Origin of the sequence: Methylovorus mays (assembly GCF_020531915.1) — a bacterium.
Classification (GTDB): domain Bacteria; phylum Pseudomonadota; class Gammaproteobacteria; order Burkholderiales; family Methylophilaceae; genus Methylovorus; species Methylovorus mays.
Genome location: NZ_JAJAVG010000004.1, coordinates 800,489 through 818,403, shown reverse-complemented (window position 1 = coordinate 818,403; position 17,915 = coordinate 800,489). Strand labels below are relative to the sequence as shown.

18 protein-coding genes are annotated in these 17,915 nt (G+C 64.5%); 4 read left to right on the top strand and 14 right to left on the bottom strand.

Annotation, left to right across the window (positions count from 1 at the left end; translation table 11 throughout):
- Window positions 1–41 precede the first annotated feature (41 nt).
- From LG203_RS06120 to LG203_RS06065, 12 genes are all read right to left on the bottom strand, one after another.
- Window positions 42–536, bottom strand: coding sequence for a JAB domain-containing protein (locus LG203_RS06120; RefSeq protein ID WP_047350887.1), 495 nt, complete (start codon window positions 534–536; stop codon window positions 42–44).
- 184 nt (window positions 537–720) lie between these two features.
- Entirely contained in the window at window positions 721–1,485 is a 765-nt protein-coding gene (locus LG203_RS06115; RefSeq protein WP_011871455.1) for a DsbA family protein, read from the bottom strand.
- Window positions 1,486–1,498: 13 nt separating this feature from the next.
- Window positions 1,499–4,366 (bottom strand): conjugative transfer ATPase, encoded by a 2,868-nt coding sequence (locus LG203_RS06110; protein WP_230344942.1) that lies wholly within the window; start codon window positions 4,364–4,366, stop codon window positions 1,499–1,501.
- Entirely contained in the window at window positions 4,366–4,806 is a 441-nt protein-coding gene (locus LG203_RS06105; RefSeq protein ID WP_230344941.1) for a TIGR03751 family conjugal transfer lipoprotein, read from the bottom strand. The genes LG203_RS06110 and LG203_RS06105 overlap by 1 nt, the downstream gene beginning before the upstream one ends.
- Window positions 4,787–6,205, bottom strand: a complete 1,419-nt coding sequence (locus LG203_RS06100) for a TIGR03752 family integrating conjugative element protein (protein ID WP_230344940.1) — start codon at window positions 6,203–6,205, stop codon at window positions 4,787–4,789. Before LG203_RS06100 ends, LG203_RS06105 begins: the two co-directional genes overlap by 20 nt.
- Entirely contained in the window at window positions 6,195–7,112 is a 918-nt protein-coding gene (locus LG203_RS06095) for a TIGR03749 family integrating conjugative element protein (protein WP_230344939.1), read from the bottom strand. The genes LG203_RS06100 and LG203_RS06095 overlap by 11 nt, the downstream gene beginning before the upstream one ends.
- Window positions 7,109–7,798, bottom strand: coding sequence for a PFL_4703 family integrating conjugative element protein (locus tag LG203_RS06090; RefSeq protein ID WP_230344938.1), 690 nt, complete (start codon window positions 7,796–7,798; stop codon window positions 7,109–7,111). Before LG203_RS06090 ends, LG203_RS06095 begins: the two co-directional genes overlap by 4 nt.
- Window positions 7,795–8,205: a TIGR03750 family conjugal transfer protein gene (locus LG203_RS06085; protein ID WP_230344937.1), complete on the bottom strand. Its 411-nt coding sequence runs from the start codon at window positions 8,203–8,205 to the stop codon at window positions 7,795–7,797. Before LG203_RS06085 ends, LG203_RS06090 begins: the two co-directional genes overlap by 4 nt.
- Window positions 8,206–8,217: 12 nt before the next feature.
- Entirely contained in the window at window positions 8,218–8,577 is a 360-nt protein-coding gene (locus tag LG203_RS06080) for a TIGR03745 family integrating conjugative element membrane protein (RefSeq protein ID WP_027015295.1), read from the bottom strand.
- Between the two features lie 16 nt (window positions 8,578–8,593).
- Window positions 8,594–8,827 carry a TIGR03758 family integrating conjugative element protein gene (locus tag LG203_RS06075; RefSeq protein WP_003050225.1) on the bottom strand — a complete coding sequence of 78 codons (234 nt, stop codon included), beginning with the start codon at window positions 8,825–8,827 and terminating at the stop codon, window positions 8,594–8,596.
- Complete coding sequence (locus LG203_RS06070; RefSeq protein ID WP_009876602.1) at window positions 8,824–9,204, bottom strand: integrative conjugative element protein, RAQPRD family; 381 nt, start codon at window positions 9,202–9,204, stop codon at window positions 8,824–8,826. The genes LG203_RS06075 and LG203_RS06070 overlap by 4 nt, the downstream gene beginning before the upstream one ends.
- 136 nt (window positions 9,205–9,340) lie before the next feature.
- Entirely contained in the window at window positions 9,341–10,243 is a 903-nt protein-coding gene (locus tag LG203_RS06065; RefSeq protein WP_017514686.1) for a bacteriophage abortive infection AbiH family protein, read from the bottom strand.
- Between the two features lie 104 nt (window positions 10,244–10,347).
- Between LG203_RS06065 and LG203_RS06060 the strand changes: the two genes are divergently transcribed.
- The 4 genes from LG203_RS06060 (at window position 10,348) to LG203_RS06045 (ending at window position 14,951) form a co-directional block, all read left to right on the top strand.
- The gene (locus tag LG203_RS06060; RefSeq protein ID WP_011871451.1) at window positions 10,348–11,022 is read left to right on the top strand and encodes a hypothetical protein; all 675 of its coding nucleotides are present in this window, start codon (window positions 10,348–10,350) and stop codon (window positions 11,020–11,022) included.
- Window positions 11,015–11,173: a hypothetical protein gene (locus LG203_RS06055; RefSeq protein ID WP_230344936.1), complete on the top strand. Its 159-nt coding sequence runs from the start codon at window positions 11,015–11,017 to the stop codon at window positions 11,171–11,173. Before LG203_RS06060 ends, LG203_RS06055 begins: the two co-directional genes overlap by 8 nt.
- Window positions 11,174–12,226 (top strand): DUF3800 domain-containing protein, encoded by a 1,053-nt coding sequence (locus LG203_RS06050; protein ID WP_230344935.1) that lies wholly within the window; start codon window positions 11,174–11,176, stop codon window positions 12,224–12,226.
- Window positions 12,227–12,326: 100 nt separating this feature from the next.
- Complete coding sequence (locus tag LG203_RS06045) at window positions 12,327–14,951, top strand: ATP-binding protein (RefSeq protein ID WP_230344934.1); 2,625 nt, start codon at window positions 12,327–12,329, stop codon at window positions 14,949–14,951.
- A 29-nt stretch (window positions 14,952–14,980) separates the two neighbouring features.
- On the opposite strand, the gene LG203_RS06040 is transcribed toward LG203_RS06045, so the two are convergent.
- Both LG203_RS06040 and traD read right to left on the bottom strand, forming a co-directional pair.
- The gene (locus LG203_RS06040; RefSeq protein ID WP_230344933.1) at window positions 14,981–15,730 is read right to left on the bottom strand and encodes a TIGR03747 family integrating conjugative element membrane protein; all 750 of its coding nucleotides are present in this window, start codon (window positions 15,728–15,730) and stop codon (window positions 14,981–14,983) included.
- A complete protein-coding gene (gene traD / locus LG203_RS06035; protein ID WP_230344932.1) occupies window positions 15,727–17,913 on the bottom strand; it encodes a type IV conjugative transfer system coupling protein TraD in 2,187 nt (728 codons plus the stop codon). Before traD ends, LG203_RS06040 begins: the two co-directional genes overlap by 4 nt.
- Between the last annotated feature and the right edge of the window lie 2 nt (window positions 17,914–17,915).

Below are 17,915 nucleotides of genomic sequence, written 5' to 3'. Positions count from 1 at the left end.
AACGGAGGCCGAAGCCCCCGTTGTGATCAATGAACGATGCGCTACAGCAAGCTGTGCTCCGCGAAGGAGTACGGAATCCCCTGGCCAACGATGATGTGATCCAGTACCCGAACATCGATCAGCGCCAGCGCTGCCTGCAGTTGCTGGGTCAGCGCACGATCGGCGCTCGACGGCTCAGTGACACCCGAGGGGTGCTGGTGCGCGAAGACCACTGCGGCGGCTTTCAGCTCCAATACACGCTGCACGACGACACGGGGATAGACCGCAGTCGAATTGATCGTGCCCCTGAACATCGGCTCGTAGGCCAACACTTGGTGCATGCTGTCCAGGAAAACGATTGCGAATACCTCGTTGGGCTCAGCGACCAGTTTTAGACGCAGGTAGTCCCGCACGGCGGCCGGTCGGCTGAGGCACGGTCCGACTTTGAAGATCCGTCTCTCCAGCAGCGCGATAGCCTGCTGGATGATCCAGTCCTCATGCTGGGCTGCGACAGCGGAAAGCGACTCCACGCAGGAGTCATTGACGACGAGAGACATGGCGAACCTCCGGATGATGAGATCAGAGGGCGCACGCCCTGGGAGGGCAAGCCCTCCTGGGGATGAGAACAACGGAACAAGGTGCATCCACCACCACGCAGCGGTGATTGTTCGCGGCCAGGATGCGGAGCGAACGGGGAGCGGTCAGCGCAGAAGACTGCGCCGTAGCCTCAAGGACCGCGGGCTACCTGGGCATGTCGCCGACAACGTCGGCAGGCATTTCGGTGGCGGGTGTGGCGGGTGGTTCATCAGCGGACAGCATGTCCATGGCCGACAACAAGGCATCGCCTTCGATCGGTCCCTGCAGCAGGATGGACTGGCCCGTCTGGCGATCGAGCAGGCGCAGCGACGGCGTGGCCGTCACGCCGCTTTTCGTGGCTTCCGCGGCCTGGGCGCGGATGGCCGCGTCGACCCGCTCGCTTGCCATGCACTGCTCGACGGCCGGCGTCGATTCGGGGTAGCGCAGGCCATCGGGCAGTCCCAGGCCGTCGCTGCGCGTGTGGGCATAGACCCACTCGACGGCTCGCCAGAAGGCAGCATGCCCGCCGGCTTCGGCGACGCACTCGACCAGACGCGCCTCGGCCAACGCGGCCGGCTCGTGCGCAGCCAGCGGCTGGTGGTGCCATTGCAGGGTCACGTCGGCGTTGCTGCCGACCCAGCGCTTGAGCTGCGGGAAGTACTCCCGGCAGAACGGACATTCCAGATCGGCATAGAGCGTCAGTGTGAAACGGCCCTCGGGGTTGCCCATTTTCCAGGGCGGCCCGGCCATCTGCGCCGTGCTAGCCGGCGTGGGCGACTGCGATGAGGATTCGCCGGGCGACCGGGACACGAGCCAGATCAGCAGCAGCGCGACCAGCGCAGCAGTCAAGGCCCAAGGCCAGCGGGGCCGCCTGTGGCGACGGCGGAACGCCTGGACTTGTATCGGAATGGAAGGACGCTTCTGCTCCATGGTGTTCTCCGGCTTACGACAGTTCCAAGGCCGGCGACTCGATGCCGCGTGCCTGGTCGATCTTCTCGGCGACCTTGAAAGCTGCTTCCAGCTCGGTGCAGCCGTATTGCTGCATGAGCTGGTAGCGCTCTGCCTTCTCTTCGGGTTCGGTTTGCGCGAGCGCGAGGTACAGGCTCGGCGGCACGGCGCGGAACAGCACTTCCATGCTCTTGGAGAGGATGACGCCCTCGGTGAATTTCCCCGCCTCTTTGCGCGCCGAAAGCATCAGCGCCTTCTGCGCGGGCGAGAGTTCGCGGAACCGGGCGATCTTCTCCACCTCGTCCGGCGGCATCGACAGGCAGATCCACCACTCGATCATGTTGAGCATGGGTTCCGCGGCGCGCGGCAGATCGTCGATATTCTGCGTCGCGAGCCAAAACCAGGCACCCAACTTGCGCCACATCTTCGTGATCTTCACGACGTAGGGCGCGAGCAGCGGGTTCTTGGTGATGATGTGCCCTTCATCGGTCACGTTGATGATCGGGCGGCCCAGGTACTGGTCGCGCTCGGCGATGTTGTTCACCGTGCTGATCAGGCTGATGTAGGCGATGGAAAGCTGCGCGTTGTAGCCTTCGCGGGCATAGGTCGCCAGATCGACCAGGGTGATGTCGGCCTCGGGCCACGGCGTGCCGTCGCGGTCGAACATTTCGCCATCGGTGCCTTGACAGAACATGTCCATGGCATCTGCCATCTCCAGCAGCCGCACGCGCCGCATCTCTGGCAGCGTTGGGTCCTGGCCGCGCTCGCGCAGCGCGTTGCGCACGTCGCGCGTGAGCACCGTGCGCTTCTCGGCCACGCAATGCTCGGCGGCGTCGAGGATGCACTGGCGGATGAGCGAGCGATCGGCCCGCGTCATCCGGGCCTCTTCTTTATCCTCGCCGCCGGTGATCATCAGCCGTGCGGTGATTTCCAACTCGCCGAGTACGTCGCGCTGCTCGTCCGCTTCCATGGCCGATGCATCGGGTGGCATGTCCTCGTCCAGCACATCGGCATCCAGCGTCTGCACGTCGCTCGGCGTTTCGATCAGCCGACGCGCGTCGGCGAACGGCGCCAGGCTGATGCCCGAGCCTGGGGCCAGCTTGACCCGGTTCACAGTCAGGCCCAGGCGCTTGGCGAAATCGCTGAACAAGCCGAAGCTGTTGCCGGCTTCCACGATGAAGAGGCGCGGCCGGTAGATGGCCGTGACCTGGTTCAAGAGGTTGTTGAGCGTTGCGCTTTTGCCGGAGCCGGTGGGGCCGAACAGGAACAGGTGCGCGTTCATCTGCCGATCCAGGCGGTTGAGCGGGTCAAAGGTGATCGGCCCGCCGCCTCGATTGAAGAACGTATTGCCCGGATGGCCCGTGCCCTGGCTGCGGCCCCAGGCCGGTGAGAGGTTCGCCACGTGCTGGGCGAACATCAGTTGGGTGAACCAGTTCCGTCGATCCTGGCTCGGGTTGTAGCAGCACGGCAGCCAGCGCAGATAACTGTTCAAAGGCGCGACTTCATCGTCCTCGCGCACGGGCTGCAAACCGGCGTTAAGCATCACGTTCGCCAGATCAAGGCCGCGCCGGTCCAGTTCGGCTTCATCCCGGCCGCGCAAATAGAACGCCAGTGTTCCCCGGTACAGCTTGTGCGCGCTGCCGATCAGCGAGCGGGCCTCCTGCACATCCTTGAGCGTCTGTTCCGATGCCAGTGTTTCGCCGACTGCCTTCTTCGCCAGGTGGTTCAGGTGCGATTCGAGGATGTCCTGGGGTGTCGCCACCATGGTCAGACACATCGTCGTGTCCTCGGGCATCTGATCGAACAGCGTATTGATCGCATCGCCTTTGCGAGTTTCGCCAGTCAAATGCCCCGTGCCGGGCGGCATGCGCAGCCGGTCAGTGACCAGCACACGATGCGGCATGCCGTCGAAGTGCCAGGTGCCGTGCTCAGCGTCCGAACGTGGCTGGCTGAAGAAAAGCCGCTGGCTGAAATCCCGTCCGCTCGCCAGCTCGATCTCACCGTCTTCTGTCTCGTCGGGGTAGCGTGCCAGCGCATAGAAGCGTTCGCGGTCCTCGACCCCAGGGCCGAGCAGCGTGGGACGCGGGTTAAACCACCGCAGTAGCCAGTCATGGACGTCGGCCGCGACCATGCGCCGGGCCTGGATGCCGGCGTTCGCCAGCCCGCCACACAGGCGATCACAGACGATGTTCAGCATCTGCTCGGGCGTCTGGCCGCGGCGGCTCGCCTGCCCGGTGGCCCGGCGATAGACGACCATGCGCACGCGCCGCGTCTGGCCGCGCCAACGCAGCCGCGTGACCACCGTGTCCTCGAACAGCCCGCCCGGCTTCGCTACCGCGCGCAGGTGGTGTCCGAAGAAGCGAAGGTAGAACTCGGTGAAAGCCGTATTGCGGGCGCGCGGCTGCACGTAGTCGCGCAGGGTCTGCATGTACTGGTCGAAGCTGGGTTCGTCCTGGGCGTAGAGCTGGAGTACCCAGGGGTTCTCGTCCAGTTCATCGAACGAGTCCTGGAGCGCGTTCTCCAAGGCGTCGCGGGCATGCGCGAGCCAGCCGGGTTCCCGGCCCTCGGTGCCCAGCGGCACCAGCTCGTAGAACGCCGCGACCGATTGCCCGTCTTCCAGCAGCATCGACTTCGACTGGGGCAGGAACTCCACCCAGGGCAGGAATTCCGCGAACGACGGCGCAACGTCGTACAGCGCCTGCTCGTCGGCCACGGTCGCCGGCCTGTGGCCATGGACCGCCGTGCCGGGTTCGGGGATGCCGGCCTGACGCAGGGCCTTGACGTGGCGCTGCCAGCCGTCCGGCTGCTCGTCATCGTCTGCGTCGGATGCAGTCAGCTTCGGCCAGGGGAGTTTCCAGCGCATCAGTAGTCCTCCACGCGCTCGCCGGGCATGGCGTACTGCACGCGCTGGTACAACGGGAAGACCGTCGTGTAACCCGGAACAGGTACAGGGTCCGTGCCCGCCAGGTGCGGGAACACGTACATCACCAGATCGGGGTTGGGCAGGCGCTGGAACTGGCGATAGACCTCGTTGCGCGCCGTGCGGGTGTAGCGCACCTGTTCGACGGGCGCGGTCTGCACGTCGGCTTCGGTCAGCGGCCGGCGCAGGCTCTGGCGCGCATCGAGCAATTGCCTGCCTGCCACCTGGCCGGCACCACCGCCGCCGTCACCGGCGTTCTGCTGCCAGATGTCCATCATCGTGCTGTCGCTGTGGGGCAGCAGCTTTTCCTTGCTGGTGGCACAGCCGCCGAGCACCGCGACGGCAAGGGCCAGCACCAGGCCCTTATTCAAGTTCGAGAGCATGGCTTTCTCCTGCGCGGTGATCGACCTTGCGGCCTTCGGGATCGAAATCGATGGCGAGCGGCTTTTCGAGGTGGACGGCGACCTTCGCGCCGGGTTGGACATAGACGGCGGCGAAGGCCTGGCCGTACAACTTGTTTACCCAATCGGCCATGTCGCGCACGCCACCGGCCAGGATGCGACCTACGGCCTCGTTGCTGGAAATGCCGACGCTGCCGATTGAACCGTCCGCGCCCACGTAGGACATCTGGCCGCTGTCGCTGTCGATGAGCGAAGCCACGCCAGCACCCGCCGCGGTGATCAGCGCCTGCGAACCGAGGTACTGCTGGGCGTTGCTGCGCCGCTCTCCGCTGACGCAGGGAATGCCATAGGGGTCGCTGATCCAGCCCAGGCCGTCGCGCTGCTGGTTGTTCTGCTGGTTACCCTCGCGGTCTTCGGGAATCGTCCGAATGGTCCCATCATGGAACACAAAGGTGATGCTGCGCACCTGGCCGCGCACGCAAGAGAGCGTCCAGTCACCCGAGGCCGTGCCGGAAAACACGGCGCCCGCCACGTCGGGAATGTCAATTCCGTTTGCCGTGAGGTTGTCGGGACCGACCAGGACTTTGAACGGATACGGATCGTTGACCGTACCGTCGATCGGCACGCGGCCGATCAGCGCCGTCATCGCCACCGATCCCATCAGCGTCGAGTTGGTCGGCACCGTATAGACCGGTTTGGCGCTCTTGACGCCTGCGGCACGGGCGCCCGCGTTCGTCACGGTTTGTGCCGTGGTTTCCAGCGTGCTCTGCGCGGGGCCGAAGCTCGTCGGAAAGCTCATGCCGCCACCCGTGCCACGACTGCCGTTACGCCCATCAGTGGGCTTCGCGTCGTCCGGCTCGACCCAGCGCACGCCGCCTTCCATGCCTGCCTCGTCGCCGTCATGCAGCCCCAGGCCCACGGGTAGATCGGCGTGGCCGCCGCCGCGCCCGCCGATGCCTTCCAGGCGCCGCTGCAGGTCGGCGAGCAGCCCCTCGGTCTGCTGGCGCTCGCTGGCCGCCTGCTGCTGGTCGCGGCGCAGGCTGGAGCGCTCGGATTCAAGGGCCGAATTGATGCGCTGGTCGATCGAGTTCTCGCGTTGGCGCAGGCGCTGGTTCTCTTCGCGCTGGGATTTGTTGTCGGACAGCGCCGTCTGAAGTTCGGTGCGCAACTGCTTCACTTGCGCCACGAGCGTCGCCACGGTATCGCGGGGGGTATCGCCCTCGATGCCCAGCGCCTTCATTTCCTCCGGCGTGAGCTTGGCGCCCGCATCCGCGGCGGGCGGCGCCGACGAGCTTCCACCCGAAAACAGCCGGATGGCGACGAACAGCACCAGCAGGGCTACGGGGATCATCAACCACTTCAGGAGTCCGTTACTGCGCATGGCGGGACTCCTTGACGTCGGTGGACTCGGCTTCGGGCTGCGGCAGATGCGCGGCTGGGTCGAAGCGGTTGATTGCCGGCAGCAGCGATTGCGCGAGGCCGTGCCCCCGCGTCACCAAGTACAGGACAGTCGTGTCCTCTGGTGTCCCGCGCGGGCCGAGTGCTTCGTGCTGGAAGGTGGCGGTGAGGAAATCGCCCTGCAACACGCGCGGGTCGAGGGCGATCCAGCCGCCGCTGCTATTGGTGAGGCGTACGGCAGTGACCCACTGGTCTTCCAGACGCCACGAGGCGAGCGCGACCGCGCGCACCGGCAGCGTCGGCACCAGCGTGCCGAGGTCGAGGTCGCGGCGCAAGTTCACCCGCATGACGCCCGGCAGCGGCTCCACGGTACGCAGCGGTGCGTAGAGGTTCTGCGCGGCGAAGCGCGTCAGCACGACCGGAACCGGGGTTTCACGCCGCGCTGCCCGCGCGCCTGCCTGGTCCTGGGCGCGCGCCGGGGCGTCGTCTGCTCCGTCGCCTTGATCGCCATACCGCGTCGGGGTGCGGTCGCCCTCGACGATGCGCACCGGCTCCAGCTCGGCTTCGCCGTCCTTGGGCGGCTCGGCCGCGATATCGAGCAGAATCAGCGCGCCCGTGTCGGCATCCTGCAATTGCAGCCGTGTGGGCTCGATCGGCTCGCTCGCGCGCAGGTACACCGCGCCGCCCGCACTCTGCACCCGCAAGCGCTCGCCGACGCCTGCGGGCACGCCCACGCGGACGTTTCGGTTGATAAACACGACGCGCTCCTGCCCAACACGCAGGGGCACGGCCAGAGGCATGCGTTCCCAGCGAAGGATCTCCACGGCCTGGGCAAAAGGCGCCGAGGCGACGGCCAGCAGCCCCACCAGTGCGAGTACAAGGTGCTTCATGGGGTTTCTCCTTGAGGCGCTTGCGGAGTCAGGCCGCCAGGTGCCGGGCGCGACGGCTCCGGTGTGCTGATGCGCTGGGGCGCGCCCTCGTAGCAGTCGAGCGCCAGGCCAAACGGATTGCGAGCGGGATCGACGTCCACCCGCGTGACTTTCACGGGGTAGCGCACCAAGGCCCGTTTGACTTGTTCCGCCCCGTAGTACTCGTCCGCGGTGATGTCCAGCGTCACCACCCAGTCGCGGTCGGACACCACGCGCACGCGCGCCGTGGGGTCGTCACCGTAGCCGCGACCGGGGATTTCGTAGATGCCGCGCACGCGCTGACGCAGCTCGCCCGTGGAGCGGCGGTAGTCGTAGTCCGCCCGCAGGAAGGCCTGGCAGGATGGGGTGAGGTACGGCGAGAGCGTGTGGAGATTACGCGGATAGTCCTCTTCGCCATTCGTCGGCCAGCGGTTGAGGGTCTGAAACACGTAGAACGTGAACGCATAGACCGATTCGGGCGGCACTTCCCACCACTTGCGGGTACTGCCGGAGCGCAGATCAGGCGGGACGTGGATGGTCAGGTCGCGCGGAGCGCTCCACCAGCCCCCGCCCATGACCAGGGCGACGATGACCAGCGCGCCAGCACCCAGGCGAAGCGTCTTGATGTGCGCCTGCAGATGGGTGATCTCGTTCTTGTAGCGGCTCATCGTGCCCCCCTTGCAGCAGACCTTCGGGTGGTCCAGAAGCCGGAGCGTGAGATCAGCACTTGGCCGCCCACCCAGCCCGCCACCAGCGGATAGCGCGTGGCGATGCGCCACTGGAGTTGCCGATACAGCCAGGTGTCGGGACGCCCACGCTTGAGGCGACGCAGGATGCCGCCCCCGATGAACACGCCGAAGGCCACGCCCAGCACGACGAACGTGGGCGCGAGCGCGATCGTGCGGAACACCCAGGACAGCGGCGCGCCGACCAGCAGGCCGGCGGCACCGGACAGGCCGCAGCAAATCCACAGCTCGTCTGCGGTGAGGCCGCGCACAACAACGGGATGGCGGTTGAGCCGGTGCGGAAGGAACGTGACCGTCCCGTCAGCACGGACGTGCTGCTGCTCGGACATACCGGCCTCGCCTTACAGGATGCCGGTGGCTTCGGTGAGCAGCCAGATGCCGATCACGAGCAGCACCGCGCCGATGGCGACCGTGAGGCCGAATTGCCCCCAGGTCTTGCGACCAGTGTGGATTTCCGCGTAGGTGCCGTAGGCGTGGTAGCACACGCCAATGAACATCGACGCCACGACCAGCAGGGCCACGAGCATGATGATGTCGTAGCCGTAGTTCCTGATCGTTTCCATGATGCCGTTGCCCGTGCCGCGGGTCGGGTTCTCCAGTTGCGGCAGCCCCTGCGCGAACGACAGCGCGGGCAGCGCGGCGGCGCCCAGGGCCACGGCGGCGCGCTGGACAAAACGGGAAGTGAGGATGCGGTTTTGCATGGTCAGGCCTTTCAGGTCAGGAGAGGAGGAAGAAACTCAGGACGAGGTACATCGCGACGAAGCGGATGCAGACGCCGAGGAACTGGCGCTGGTTGAGGCGGCTCTCGGACCACCCCACGTAGGCCGTTCGGATGGCCCAGACGCCCCAGACGAGCAGGACCGCGAACACGACGCCGACCAAGACGGTCGCCATCGCGGAAGGCGCGATGCCGCTGTTGGCTTGAAATGCCGAGACCTGGGCGCCGTTCATGGCTTGACCTCCGCGGTCGTCGGCGATGGCTCGACGGCCCGCTCAGTGCGGTAGTCGCCGGCCAGTTCGGAGGGGTCGCGCGGCTGGGCACGCGAAGGTGAGAGGTGGGCCTGGATACCGGCGCGCACGCGCGCTAGGTCAGCCAGCAGCCGCGGGTAATCGAAGTGGTAGCGCTCTCCCGGCTGGATGGGGGCATGCGCGGCGCTGTCGGCGACGGTGCGCTCCAGCGCGTCGAGCTGGCGCAGCGCCGCGACCAGTTCCTGGCGCTGCGTGGGGGGCTCGGCTAACGCCATCGGGGACTGGCCCAGCAGGAGGGCCGTCACGAGAAAAGTGGGCACGCCGCGATGCGCGGCGCGCAGCCAGATCGGAGCCAACATCGCGCCATTCCTGTGAAATCAGCAATGGCTTGATCGTGGAGATCAGGGCTGCTTTAGGCCACAAACAATAGGAACTGGGGCCGACCGGATTAGGTGTGCAGCGATCCGCAAATACAGGAGCGAACGACGCTTTGTTCTACAGTGCGTCCCAAGAAGATGGCTGTCCAGCACCAGGCCACAAACCCAGGGCGACGAGCCGTTGTTCCTTATCAGGCCACTCTTGTTTGCTGCGGCATGCGACTGTCCATCGCGCCGCGGCAACGCTGGGCTGCTGAAGGAGCGCCTGGAAGTAGATCGCATCCACGGGGGACAGAGAGTGGCCAAGCACGACGACCTTCTGGATGGCTCCCAACGCCTGAAAAAACGTCCTATGCTGGGCGATCAGTTCCTCGGAACGCTTGAAGGTGGCTGAGAAGTAGTCGTCGATGATGTCGTTGGCTTCAGCCACCCGGGTATCGATCTCCTCGATATCCGGACGGTCGTTGAGCGAGGGGCGGGATTGGGGATTCCAGGCGTGGCCCAAGACCAACTCATCGTCTGCCGCATCGGATCGGCCGTGGATGTGCAGAACACGTGCCAGATCGATGCCATAGAGAGTGTCCAACGTGCTCGTGTAGTTGAAGGTCAGGAACAGCGCCTGTGGATCCAGCGTCGCAAGCCGTCGCGGGGCGGTGTCGTGTGTCGGGATGGGCAAGTCTCGGATCCATTCGGCAAAGCGCGTCCGAAGCCCCTTGGACAGTCGCTCGACGACGTTCCCCACCTCGTACTGAAAGTCGTGGTGCCCTGAATCACTCCAGTCCTCGGCACCATAGGCCCCCATGAAGTGCCCCAAGTTGTCGACCAGCATATCGGCATCCAGTTCAGCCAGGGCTAATTCCAAGTCGCACCAGTCGTCTCCGGCTGGAAGGTAGTCCTCGACCTCGCGATGAATGTCCCGGTCTGTGGCCAGGACATACTCCTTGAACTGTCCGAGGCCCGATGGAATGCCGTGCCACAGGTCGAATCCATTGCCGACTACATAAAGCGTGGTGGGGTGCACGGTGTGCTCCTTAGGTCCCAAGAATCCGAAGTGTCTGGGCATTGAAGGTTATGGTCGATATAGTAATATCAAATAGCGTAAATAACCCATTTGAGGAGTCAGTCATGAGCGTCGTTGCAGACCGTCTCGGCGTGTCGACCCTTGTGGGTACGCCCAAGGAGATTCAGGCTCAACTCGCTCGGTCGCAGGCTGACCACGTGCTGGTGGTGGCGTTCGACCACATCAAGCCCAGTGTTTTCGCGGCGTTGGCGGAAAACTTCACCAACGTCGCTTCATCCATGTTCGAGGTGCTGCTTGAACGTCAGGACCGCGAATCGCTCGAACGGCTGGCAGAAATGCTTGTGCCGCGCAATCCGCTGTCGCCCCGGCTGCTGAAGGAAGCGAGCCTGCTGGTGCAGGCGCGTAAGGCGGTGTTGGAAAGTGGAGACTGGTTGACCGCCGCGAACATCGCACAACTCGCGGAACTGAGCACCCGGAACCCGAGCGCTCAGCCCAATAAGTGGAAGAAGCAACGCCAAATCTTCGCTATCAACCACGGTGGCATCGATTACTTTCCGGACTACGGGCTGGATCGTGACGCTGGTTTCCGTCCACTGAAATCGCTGGCCAAAGTGATTGAAACCTTCGAAGGACACAAAGACGGCTGGGGCATGGCTTATTGGTTCCGCTCCGAAAACAGCTTCCTGGGTGGAAATCGTCCCCAGGATCTACTCGCTTCGGCACCGGACCGTGTCATCGCGGCCGCTGTGGATGAAATTCTTGAAATGACCCATGACTAAGCGATGCGCCAATCTGCCCGCCGATGGCGAGCCACCTAGTGAACCATCCTCGGCCGCGTCTGAGCCTTCGCACAACGACGTCGGTGCCTACGATGCCGTGCTCGAATTGGCCGACAGGATCGGAGTGTCCATTGTCCAGGGGAAGAGTTGAATGGAATGCTTCCGGATCGATGAAAGTGGTTATACCGGCTTTGACCTGATGAACCCTGAGCAGCGGTTCCAAGGAGCGACGGCCATCGCCATTGAGGATGACGAGGCCGGGCGCCTGATCCGGGAGCACTTTCCCAAGCTTCAGGCGGACGAGCTCAAGTACCGGGCGTTGGCTCGGCGCCCAGCCAATCACCCCCGTCTGATGGCGCTGCAGCGCGACTTGCTAACCGACCACAAGTGCGTGACCTACGTCTGCGACAAGCGCTACCTGTTGCTGCTGATGTTCCTGGACTACGCGGTCGAGCCGTTCTACTACGAGCGCGGCATGGACTTCTACGAAGACGGGCAGAACTACTCGCTTGCGTCGCTGCTGTATACGGTTGGACCGACGCTCCTCGGCAAAGGCGCGCTCGACCGGCTGTTGGTCAGCTTCCAGCGCGCGGTGAAGGAAAAGAGCTCGGAGGCGCTTGGGAACCTGATCGATGCGGCGTGCGCATCGCGCTGGTGGGAACTGCCGGAAGCGCTTGGCCCGCTTGCGCAGTTCGCTGCCCCTGAATGCCTGAAGGCGATCGTCACGCCGGGCGTCAACACCGATGCTGCTTTCGTGGTGCTGCAGTCCCTGGTCAGTCGGATGGAAATCATGGCTGACGGCCCGTATCGGGTCGAGCACGATCAGTCCAAGAACCTGCTCACTTATCACGACCTGCTGCAGCGGTACATCCGCCATGAGAAACCGATCACGTTTCGTCAATCGGAGATCGCCAGCATCACCTTTCCGCTCAAGCTTCAGTCCGTGACTCAGATCGATTCAAAGCACAGTCCTGCAGTGCAAGTGGCGGACGTGATGATCGGCGCGGCCCTCGAAGCGGCGAATACGCTTACCGGACAACGCGCCGGGGTACTGGATGCCGAGAAGGTCATGGCGCTGTACGCCGATCATCAACTGATCCATATGCTGCCCTCGATCGACTTCGAGGAGCAAAAGCGTTTCCGTCAGGGATCCCAAGCGGGGCAGGTCATCGACTATTTTGCTGAGAACTTCCACAAACCGTAATAGCGAATGGAAGCATGACCCGCCTGTGCCTACTGCGCTGGCGACCGATCAACATCATCAAGGACGCCATCGAAGCGTCTTCCTGTGTAGAGGGGGCTGCATGGCAAGCATTCATTCGGAGTACCACCGCTTCTTGGCGCACTTGGCGCAACGCCAGGTGCATGACGACGTGTGCCGGCTCGCGCATCTGGTGCTTGATCACCTGCAACCTCTGGCTGAAGTTGGTGCAGCGCGCCGTGGACGCTCCACCCGCATGGCGCCACTGGCAGTCGCCCATTTGGCGCAGATGCCGGTCGCGTACCAGGGAGGTGGCCACGGACCCGAAGTCGGGCCGGCGCTGGGGCGCCTGCGCCAGCTTGAGGTGGGACCGTTTCGCGGATTCATGCGGCAAGAGACATTCGACCTCAGCCACGACATCACTTTGGTCTATGGCGCCAACGGTACCGGCAAGAGCAGCTTCTGCGAGGCGCTGGAAGTGGCGATGCTCGGCTCCATCAGCGAGGCCCAAGTCAAGCGGGTCGACCAACGGACATACTGCAACAATGCCCGGTTGCGTCGCCATGTCGCGCCCGTCCTGTCTTCCGGAGCACCAGACCAGGCCCAGGCTGTGCAGCCCAACGAAGCGGAGTACCGCTTCTGCTTCATCGAAAAGAACCGCCTCGATGACTTCGCCCGCATCGCGGCGCGTACTCCGGGCGATCAGCGGCAGCTCATCGCTACCTTGTTCGGCGTGGATCAGTTCAGCGACTTCGTGCGCGGCTTCAATCCCGCGCTCGACCAAGACCTGATGCTCGTCGGCGCCCAGGCTACTCAACTCGCGCAGCGGCGCTTGCAGTTGGCGAACTCTGAACAGACGATCGCTGCTTATCCGCAAAAGATCGCGACGGTGGAGAACTCCGAGCAAGCGCTGGCGCAACGCATGTCGCCCGGCGCGACGTACCAGGCTTGCGTTGACTGGCTGCTCGGCACACCGGAGCAGCAAGGGCGGCTGCCGTACGTCCAGGCGCAACTGGTTGCCGTCCCACCTGCCGTTCATGAGGTGAGCCAAGCGCGGCTGCAGACGCTGCTGGATGAGGCTTATCACCTTCAAGGCCTGTGGCAGGCGGCCACCGGACAGCTTTCGGCGCGTGCTGGGGAAGTGTCGTACGCTAAGCTCTACGAGGCTGTGCTGGCCTTGGCTGACGGGGCGACCACCTGTCCCGCATGCGGAACCGGATTGGCTGCTGTCGCACAGGATCCTTTCGCCAAGGCCCGCACGGGCCTGGAGCAGCTCGCGCAGTTGGCCACCCTCCAGCAGCAGGAAGCCGGCCTACGGACGCAGTTGAGCGAGGCGGTGCGGGCGCTGTGGGACGAGATGCGTCGGGTAGTCGCGGTTGGCGCAAACGCTTGTCCTGCACAGTTGCAGGCAGCAGGCCTGCCTCCATTGCCGCCTACCTCGACAGGCGCCTGGCTTGGCGCATGGGTCGATGGCGACCGGCGTGCCTGGAACGCTCTGCTGCAGGTCACGGAAATCATCGAGCGCGCCGACGCGCAAGCCCGCGAAGCGCATGCCCTGCGCGGGGCGCTGGCCCGGGAGCGGGACGCACTGGACCAGCACCGGCTGGAGATCGAACGGCTGCGGACCATACGCATGACAGCCGACCAAGAAATGGCCGCTGCCCGCCAGACCGTGGCCCAATTTGACGAGGCGAACCGTGAGTTGATCGAGTCGGTCGCAACCGAAGTGCCGGTAGTCGCGCACCACCTGCGGGTCAAGGCCGCCTACGACGGCTTCTTGCCCGAAATCCAAGCCTACTTGGCGGCATTGCCGGGCGTGCTGCTCCAGGGCCTCGGAGAACAGGCACGCAATCTGTACAACGCATTCAATCGTGCTGATCCGCCTGGCGACCTCTTGCACGCGTTGTGGCTGCCTGTCGCCGAAAACGGCAAGATCGAAGTAGAGTTCACCGGTGAGCCTGGCGTGCGCTATGACGCGCTGGTGGTCTTCAGCGAAGGGCATATCAAGTGCCTGGGTCTGGCGATTCTGCTGGCGAAGAACATCGCGCAGGGGTGCCCCGTGGTCATTTTCGATGACGTCGTCAACGCGATCGACGATGACCATCGTGACGGAATCTGGCGTACCTTCTTCGAGGATGGCTTGCTCGTCGGCAAGCAGGTCATCCTCACCTCACACGCCGAGGAGTTTCTGCACCGGATCCAGCAGGAATTGGGCGCCCGGCGGGCCGGGTCCATCAAGCGCTACAAGTTCCTCCCGCACCAGGGCGAGCATGAGCTGCGCGTTGACAGCGATCCACCGACGAAGAACTACGTCCTGTTGGCCCAGCAGGCGTTGGCAGCCGATGAGAAGCGTGAGGCGCTGCGCCAGGCGCGGCCCGCGCTGGAGAGTCTGACTGACCGTCTCTGGACTTGGCTGGGCCGGCGAGCAGATGGGCGCATCGAACTCAAGCTAGGCGGGCCACGCTCCCCCTGGGAATTGAACAACAAATGCGCAAAGTTGAGATCAGCCGTCGATCGCATCTCCGCGCAGCATGCTGGCGCGCCAGACGTCGTTGTCGCTTTGACCCGGCTGCTTGGTGTTGGTGCAGGAAGCATTGAATGGGGGTGTCTCAACAGCGGTGTCCACGATTCCCAGCGAGACCACGAGTTCGACCGCTCCTTAGTGAGAGTCATTGTCGAATCGATTACGGCGTTGGACGCTGCGTTAGATGTTCTGCAGAACCGATGAGCACTACAGCCACGCGGGACAGCATTCGCCTAAAGGTATTTCTTGAAGCTGCCCGCGGTCAGGCTCACGGCCAGCCCCAGCAAGGCGGCGCTCGGCAGCAGAATCAGCAGTGGATGCACCGAGATCGGCAAGGCCAGGTACGTGACCCAGGGCAGAACGGCCAGCGGCATCAGGCTTGCTTTCGCGCGGTGGTAGATGAAGCCCGATTCGCGGCCCGCGCCGAACCGGCGCACGTCCCTCCGCACTAGGCCGTCGATCAGGCCGACGAATGCCGCGGTGAGGATCAGCGGCAACGTGAGCACTAGAACGAGCAGGCGCACAAGGAAGGTCAGCGTCGTGAAGGCCGCGGCGATCAGGTAGCTCTCGGTCCAGACATAGACCTGGCTGACGTAATAGCGGAAGTTGCGCGTCTGGCCGTGGCTGGGCGCACGGGTGCGCTCGGCGGTCTGGCTCATGCGTTCCAGCAGTCCCGAGCGCACGAATACCCATTCGTAGCCGGTATCCACCAGCTCATGCGCCGTGCGCCCCGGCTCCTGCACGACCACGCTGCGCGTGAAGTGGTTGGACAGGTGCCCCAGCTCGTACTGCAACATCTGCTGGGAGTGACGCCAGCCCTGGTCCTTCCAGAACAGGTGCATGCCGACGCATTCCACGACGATGGAGAACAGCAGCGAGCCTATCAGCACCCCGAGCAGCCGGAACGGCAAGGTGATGGTGCCGACGATCAGGCCTTGGCGCTGGTTCTGCTCCCGCTGCGCGGTCGAGGCGGCATCCTTCATGGCGAGGCCTCGTTGCCCGCGCTGTCGTCGGTGGCCACCGGGCCAGGCTCGGCCGCAGCGACATCATCCAGCAGGTCGTCGGGCAACGCCCCGTCCTGCAAGGCCGGGGAGTTGGTGAACTCCCACCACTGCGTGGCCTCACTGTAGCTTTGGCGCATGTAGCCCGCGAGTTGTTGCAGATCCTGCGGCATGACCTCATCGGGGTCCGGTGCCGGCAGCGGCATGCGAACCTTCCAAAGCTGGCCGCCCTGCAACAACGCGAAACACTGACCCTTGGGTAAGGCGACAACGTGCGACGGCTCGATCATCGGCACGCTGGACATGCTGATGCGGTCCTGCGTGTTACTGGTGAAATCCGTCGCCCCGCGGATGTCGGAGCTGTCGGTCGCGCCGGAGACGATGGTGGTCGTATAGACCTCGACCTTCGGCAATTGCCGGGTCAGCAGTTCGGCGGTGGCCGTCTCGCGCACGCGCAGCATGAACAGGTTGTTGAAGTTGCCAATGACTTGCCCCGCCTTGGCCCTGTTGCCAATGCGGGCCTCGATGTCCGAAAGCGTCTGCGTGTACGCGGTGACCTGCAGACCGGCGCCGCCGCCTTTGTTGATCAGCGGCACGAACTCGTCACCCATCAGTTCATTGAATTCATCCGCGTGGACGTTGATCGGCACGCGCGTGCCAGCCGATGCGCCCGGCAGGCCGTCATCGATCCCGTGCTTGTAGATATGGCCTGCCACCGAAACGAGATCGCTGAACATCGAGTTGCCGACCGCTGCGGCGACCTCGGCATCGGATAGCGCGTCCAGGCCCACATAGACGACTGCGCGCTTTCGGATGACCTGCATCCAATCGAAGATCGGGCGCGGGTCGGCCAGGTCGGAATAGTTCGGGGCCAGGAGCTGCGCGATCTTGCCGCTCGTGAGCTTTTCCAGCAGAGGCAAGAGGCTGGCGACGATCTTGTCGAAATACGTCTTGTCGTACCGCACGGCAGAGCGCAAACCGTCCAGCACAGGGTCGTAGTTGCGGGCTTGTGACAGGTACTGCTCCAGCGCCACCACGCGCTTCTCGCGCCCAATCATGTTGCGCGGGATGTTCTTCTCGTTGAGCTTGGCCTCGATCTGGACGATCACCTCCCAGGCTTTGGGCTCGGTCTTGGCGAAGTAGTGCTGGGCGTACTCGATGAACAGCGCGTCGATGTTGATGACGTGCCGCTGGATCAGCATGTAGTCCGGGCGCTGCCCCAGTTCCACCAAGGCGCGGGCAATGATGTTGACGAAGCGCCACGCGAATTCCCTGAAGGCTGCGCTGTTGCCTTCGCCGGAGAGCTGCCCCGCGATGCGGGTGGCGACTTCCGAGATGCGACCGAATCGGCCTACGGCGTTGTAGCGTGCCGAAATGTCCGGCCAGCCCAAATGGAAGACATAGAACTCGCCTTCGCGGCCCGCGCGCTTGGCCTCGACATACATCCGCTTCAGGAGGTCGGCATCTCCTTTGGGGTCGATGACGATCACGACCTCGTGCTCGCCCGCGGCGTTCCTCCGGCGGATGTCTTGAGTGACGAAGAGTTCGGCCAAACGTGTTTTGCCCACCCTTGTCGTTCCCAAAACCAAGGAGTGGCCCACGCGCTCACCCAGCGGCAGGCTGACGTCCACCTCGTCGGGTTCGATGCCGTGCAGGCGCGGCAGGCCGCCCACTGGCGGCAGCGGCCGCACCGGATTGAAAGGCACGTCCCAGCCGGTGAGTTTCGACAGCCGTGACAGTGGGAACGGCGCGAACTCCAGCCGTTCCTCCAGGCGCCGCGCCAGTCGGTAGGCCGGCGTCGGCTCGACGTAGCGCCGAAACTCTGGCCGGTACGTCTGCATGAGCCTATGGGTGTGTTTCTGCTCCCACAAAAAGCCGCGCCCCACAAACAGACGCTGCTGGCTGACCGGCACGTCCTTGCTGGTCATCACATATCGCGGCAGGCGGCGGATGTTGCGTCGGTAGCGAAGGATGACGCGGGCATCGCGGTAGCGGATCGCGCCGTAGGCGCCGAACGCCAGTGCGCTGCCGACGCCCATGGCAGGGCTCAGCGCGAGCGACCACGGGGCCACCAGGGACAGAAACGCGGCGCCTGCACACGCCGCGACGGTATATAGCTCCACCGCTGGGCGAAGCAGAACCTCGACCGGCTGTTTCCCCGACATGG